General features: G+C 70.4%; 6 protein-coding genes. 4 read left to right on the top strand and 2 right to left on the bottom strand.

Annotated elements, in window-relative coordinates:
• Window positions 1-270: DUF5997 family protein (locus ACWGIU_RS27700; protein ID WP_453710224.1), on the bottom strand; the 270-nt coding region annotated here is incomplete at its 3' end.
• A gap of 58 nt (window positions 271-328) precedes the next feature.
• Here ACWGIU_RS27700 and ACWGIU_RS27695 point away from each other — a divergent pair.
• The 3 genes from ACWGIU_RS27695 (at window position 329) to ACWGIU_RS27685 (ending at window position 2,746) form a co-directional block, all read left to right on the top strand.
• Complete coding sequence (locus ACWGIU_RS27695) at window positions 329-1,120, top strand: LysR substrate-binding domain-containing protein (protein WP_453710222.1); 792 nt, start codon at window positions 329-331, stop codon at window positions 1,118-1,120.
• A gap of 82 nt (window positions 1,121-1,202) precedes the next feature.
• Window positions 1,203-2,312 carry a PP2C family protein-serine/threonine phosphatase gene (locus ACWGIU_RS27690; RefSeq protein ID WP_453710220.1) on the top strand — a complete coding sequence of 370 codons (1,110 nt, stop codon included), beginning with the start codon at window positions 1,203-1,205 and terminating at the stop codon, window positions 2,310-2,312.
• Between the two features lie 59 nt (window positions 2,313-2,371).
• A complete protein-coding gene (locus ACWGIU_RS27685) occupies window positions 2,372-2,746 on the top strand; it encodes a VOC family protein (protein ID WP_453710218.1) in 375 nt (124 codons plus the stop codon).
• Between the two features lie 109 nt (window positions 2,747-2,855).
• Here the strand turns inward: ACWGIU_RS27685 and ACWGIU_RS27680 are convergent, their stop codons facing one another.
• Window positions 2,856-3,407: a ribosome-inactivating family protein gene (locus ACWGIU_RS27680; RefSeq protein WP_453710216.1), complete on the bottom strand. Its 552-nt coding sequence runs from the start codon at window positions 3,405-3,407 to the stop codon at window positions 2,856-2,858.
• Between the two features lie 693 nt (window positions 3,408-4,100).
• On the opposite strand from ACWGIU_RS27680, the gene ACWGIU_RS27675 reads away from it, so the two are divergent.
• Window positions 4,101-5,591, top strand: coding sequence for a cellulose binding domain-containing protein (locus ACWGIU_RS27675; protein WP_453710214.1), 1,491 nt, complete (start codon window positions 4,101-4,103; stop codon window positions 5,589-5,591).
• Window positions 5,592-5,628 lie beyond the last annotated feature (37 nt).

The following is a 5,628-nucleotide window of genomic DNA, read 5'->3' as shown; positions in this document are numbered from 1 at the left end:
GATCTGCTCCGTGGTGAGGGGCTCGGTGACCCCGCCGCGGGCGAGGCCGGCGATGGACACGCCGAGCTTGGCCGCCACCACCGGTCGGGGGTGCGGACCGTTGGCGCGCAGCTCCTGCAGCCACTGGGGCGGGTCGGCCTGGAGCGCACTCAATTCGCTGCGCGAGACGACACCCTCCTGGAACTCTGCGGGGGTGGCCTCGAGGTACACGCCCAGCTTCTTCGCCGCGGTCGCGGGCTTCATCGTCTGGGTGTTCTGGTGCGACGTCATGGTGTCAAGAGTATCGAGCGTGTGCGCTACCTCCGACCACGACCGGTAACCTTGCGGGGTGACAGGCTCGGAAGTACCCCATTCGTTCCGGCTCGCTTATGTCCCGGGGGTGACACCCAGCAAGTGGGTGCGTATCTGGAACGAGCGGCTGCCCGACGTCCCGCTGACCCTGGTCGCCGTGTCCCCGATCGAGGCGTTCGGCGTGCTGCGGGCGGGCGGCGCCGATGCCGGATTCGTGCGGCTGCCGGTCGACCGTGACGATCTCAGCGCGATCCCCCTCTACACCGAGACCACGGTGGTCGTGGTCCCCAAGGATCACCTCGTGGCCGCGGCGGAAGAGGTGTCCACCGAGGATCTCGCCGACGAGGTCGTGTTCCACCCGCTCGACGACACCCTGGCCTGGGAGCAGCTCCCGGGCAAGCCGGCGATCGAGCGCCCCGAGACGACGGCTGACGCCATCGAGCTGGTTGCCGCCGGTGTGGGCGTGCTCGTCGTCCCGCAGTCGCTCGCCCGCCTGCACCACCGCAAGGACCTGACCTACCGGCCCGTCTCGGACGCGCCCGCCTCGCGGATCGCGCTGTCGTGGCCCCAGGAGGAGACCACCGATCTGGTAGAGGAGTTCATCGGGATCGTCCGCGGCCGGACCGTGAACAGCACGCGGGGGCGCGCACCGACCCCGCCGCAGCCCAAGGAGAAGCGCAAGCGCCCGGAAACGGGTAAGGGTGGCGGCGCTCAGCGGAAGCCGGGGGCCGGGAAGTCGTCGTCCGGGAAGCCGGCCGGCAAGAACCCCCGCGGTGCCGCCGGCGGTCCCCAGGGCGGAAAGGGCGGCAAGCCCCGCCGTCGCCCGTAGGTCACGTCCGCGAAGTGGCGCCGGCCGCCCGCGACGGCCTGGCTTCGGGGCTACGGCTCGCTTCGCGGTGTATGCAGGGGGGATGGATCTCCGGCCTCCGTCGCACCCGCGTCACCACCGGTCCCCCAAGGTGAGCCGGGCGCAGGTGGCGGTCCCGTTCGCGCTGATCGCCCTGGTGACGACGGTCGACGTGCTCGCTCCGCCCGAGGTGCACCTCGGACCGTTCCTGGCCGCCGCACCGGCCGTGACCGCGTCGTTCGCGGGGCCCCGGATGACGGCCTTCGTCGGTGTGGTCGCCGTACTGGCCCAGGTGGTGGTCGCGATGGCGCGCACCAGCCTGACCGATCTGAACCACACCTTCCAGATCATCGCGCTCGTGATGATCTCGGTGTTCGCGACCTTCTTCGCCCACCTGCGCGTGGTGCACGAGAAGGAGGTGACCCAGCTGCGCTCGGTGGCGGAGACCGCCCAGGAGGTGGTCCTGCGGCCGCTGCCCGACCGGATCGGCCCGCTGGGTGTCGCCTCCGTGTACCTGGCCGCCGCGGCCGAGGCCCAGATCGGCGGCGACCTGTACGCCGCCGCCCGGACGGCCACCGGCACGCGGCTGATCATCGGCGATGTGCGGGGGAAGGGGCTGGAGGCCGTCGGGGACGCCGCGCTCGTCCTGGGCGCTTTCCGGGCCTCCGCCCACCAGGAGGCCGGGCTGTCGGGCCTGGTGGACTACCTGGAGGCGGCGGTCTCCGCGGACCTGGACGGTGCCGGGGACGAGGGCGAGAGTTTCGTGACCGCGGCCGTCCTGGAGATCCCCGACGCCGAGCCGGTGGTGCACCTCGTCAGCTGCGGCCATCCGCCGCCGCTCCTCGTGCTGCGCGCCGGCGGCGCCGAGCAGCTGGAGGTGGACCGGCCCGCGCCACCGCTGGGGCTCGCGGGGCTCGTGACATCGTCGGTCACCGCGCAGACCTTCGCCTTCGCCGAGGGGGACGTCCTGCTCCTCTACACGGACGGCGTGCTGGAGGCACGCGACCGGGCGGGCGCCTTCTACCCGCTGGCGCGGCGCGTGACCGCATGGCCGGGTCTGCGGCCGCAAGCACTGCTGGACCGGGTGTGCGAGGACCTGCTGGCGCACGCGGCCGGCAATACTCTGGACGACGACGCGGCGATGGTCGCGATCGAGCGGACCGCGGCACCCTGAGGGCTGTCCGGGTTTGCCGGAGTCGGGTTTGCCAGAATCGGGTTTGCCAGAATCGGATCATGCTGACCCTCGGAACGATCGTCATGGGAGCCGCGGACGTGCGGCGGGCCGCGGACTTCTGGAGCCGGGCGCTGGGGTACGTACCCCGCGACGGCCAGGTGGACGAAGGCTGGACCGTCCTGGTCCCGGCCGACGGCGGCGGTCCGGGCCTGGCGCTCGGGCGTAGCGTCACGCCCGTACAGGAACGGCCGCGCGTCCACCTCGACCTGTACGCGGCGGACGCGGCCGAGCAGACGGCGGAGGTGGCGCGGCTGGTCTCCCTGGGCGCGCGGCACGTCGACTGGGATTCCTACCCCAAGGACCCGGACTTCGTGGTGCTGGCCGACCCCGAGGGCAACCGGTTCTGCGTCATCGACGCCACTCACGGCTCCTGAAGAGGGGCTCGCCGTTCTTCCTCGATGCCCCCATGCGAATGGATCAGCGGTGTCCTGGAATTGCGGGCGACAGGTGCGGATCAAGCCCGCTGGGATGACGGCTCAGCCCTCAGAGGCGCCCTCCGGTCATCCATATGCGTGACATCGCATCGGCCAGGGCGGGATATCGGGCGGCCTCACACAGCATTTCCGAGAGTACGAGCAATCCGTGAGCGGTGCTCCGCGGATCGCGGTTCTGGTGCAGTCGGATGACCGCGTTGCTCAAGGGCCGGCGCCCGAGCAGGATCCCAGAACGCCGGACGGCGGCGGCCGTCTCCAGGTCGGCGCGGCCTCCGCCGAACGGCAGGGCTTCCGTTCGGCGCAAGCCCGGCGGCGCGACCGAGTCCCGCACGTGGCGGACGTACGCTTCGGGCGGGGCCTGGCCGTTCTCGAAAATGTTCCGGAAGCCGACGATCCGGAGGCTCGTATTGCGGGGGCGGAGTTCGATGTAGAGCTCGACGAACAGACCGCGCAGTTGGACATGGAGAGGGAGGTAGGGCATTTCGCCCTCCTTGCGCCCGGCCCCGCCGAAGAATCCCTGCGCGTCTTCCGCCTTGGACCGGATGGTCGACGTCAGGGATCGGTACTCGTCGGGTGAAGCGAGCGCCGGGGAGAACAGCATCGGTATCAGCATCGCCGGCCTGTCAGGAGAGAGGTCCACAACTCGGAATTACCGTGAGCGATCTGACCGCGATCGCTTGGATCCTGCTGCACTCACGCATGCACATCACCACCTTCGCCATATTCCGACGACGGGTTCATCAACCCCGTCGGCGCCGGGTTCGGTCCGATGCGCTCCTTTCTAGTCGGCCGGGTGGCGACCGAGAGAATTGTTGACCTCTGATGCTAAGAACGGGACATGTCCTAGCCCGGGTTGGCGACGGTAGGGCCGGACGCGGACGCCCTCTTCGCCATACCTGAATGGACGGCTACACCTGCACGGCGGCGCTCGAATGGGGGCCGGTCGATCGAGACGCCTGGCAGCTTCCGCGTCGACCCTCATGGTCTCGGTGCTCCGCGGCGATCGGAAGGGCGTCGCCATACCCGGGAGATCCCTGTCGGATCCTGCCGTGAAGGCCTCGACTTCCTGCTGCGGCTCGACCCGGTCTGCACGCCGCGCTTCGAGGACAACAGCCGCGTCGTGGTCGACGTCATCGCCGACGGTGGTTCCCGGTTCCTGAGGTGACGCTTGTCCCTGCCTTAAGTGGAACCTAAGACTCATCAGGGCCGCACCGAAACGAACGAATGTCCGTTTCGGTGCGGCTAACGTGCTGCCGGATCCCCAACTCCCCAGTAATACAAAGGCAGGCACGCGATGGGCAGCACAGTCGGGCACCGGCGCAGGACGAGTCGTACGGCGAAGGTCACGGGCGCGATCGTGACGGCGGCGGTGATCGGCGGGGCGGCCTTCGCCTTCACCGGGATCGCGCAGGCGAGCTCGGTCGGCGCCGTGTACACGAAGTCCACCTCCTGGAGCGGTGGTTACACCGGCCAGTACGTCATCACCAACAGCACCGGGACGGCGCAGTCGGACTGGACCCTCCAGTTCGACCTGCCGGCGGGTACGAAGATCGACTCACTCTGGAACGGCACCCACACGGTCTCCGGCCGCCGCGTGACCGTGAAGCCCGCGAGCTGGAACGGACAGCTGGCGGCGGGGGCCTCCGTCACCGTCGGCTTCGTCGCGAGCGGAGCCGGCACCCTCGGCGACCCCACCGGGTGTCTGATCAACGGGGTGAAGTGCTCCGTGGACCAGGGCGCCACGGCCCAGCCCAGCGGGCGTCCCACCGCCCGGCCCACGGTGACGGCGAGCCCGGCCCCCACCGCGCCCGCCACGTCCGCCGCGCCCACCGGGACCACGTCGCCCTCCCCCACTGCGACCGCCCCCACCCCCACTCCCGCCCCCGGGGGCGCCGGCGCGCGCTTCGCCCCGTACGTGGACACCTCCCTGTACCCCGCGTACGACCTGCTCGACACCGCGGCGAAGACCGGTGTGAAGGAGTTCCATCTCGCCTTCATCACCTCCGGCGGCGGCTGCGCACCGCTGTGGGGAGGGGTCACGGATCTCGCGAACGACAAGGTCGCCGCCCAGATCGGTGCGCTGCGCGCCACCGGCGGCGACGTCCGGGTGTCGTTCGGCGGGGCCGCCGGTCACGAACTGGCTTTGAACTGCGCCACCGTGGAGGAGCTGGCCGCCGCTTACGGGAAAGTCGTCGACCAGTACCGGCTCACCAAGGTCGACTTCGACATCGAGGGGGCCGCCCTGCCGGACACCGCCGCGAACGCGCGCCGCGCGCAGGCCATCGCCCGGTTGCAGAAATCCCACCCCGGCCTGGACGTCGCCTTCACCCTGCCCGTGATGCCCGAGGGTCTGACCCAGCCGGGCGTGGCGCTGCTGGCCGACGCCAAGAAGAACGGTGTACGGGTCGACGCCGTCAACATCATGGCGATGGACTACGGTCCGGCGTACAGCGGGGACATGGGGCTGTACGCGATCCAGGCCGCGACGGCCACGCAGGCGCAGATCAAGGGCGTGCTCGGGCTGTCCGACGCGGCGGCGTGGAAGGCCGTGGCCGTCACGCCGATGATCGGCGTGAACGATGTCGCGAGCGAGATCTTCACGGTGGAGGACGCGACGCAGCTCGTACAGTTCGCCGCCTCGAAGGGGATCGGCAGGCTGGCCATGTGGTCCTCCACACGGGACAAGCAGTGCGCCGCCGGAGCCGTCAATCACGCCGACGCGACGTGCAGTTCGATCCTCCAGCAGCCGCTGGCCTTCACCAAGGCGTTCGCCGCTCTCAAGTAGGCATGCCTGGCCGGCGACCTGAGGGTCGTGTCCGCAG

It is taken from the genome of Streptomyces sp. NPDC054840 (assembly GCF_053611065.1).
This window is presented reverse-complemented; position numbering and strand designations above follow the sequence as displayed.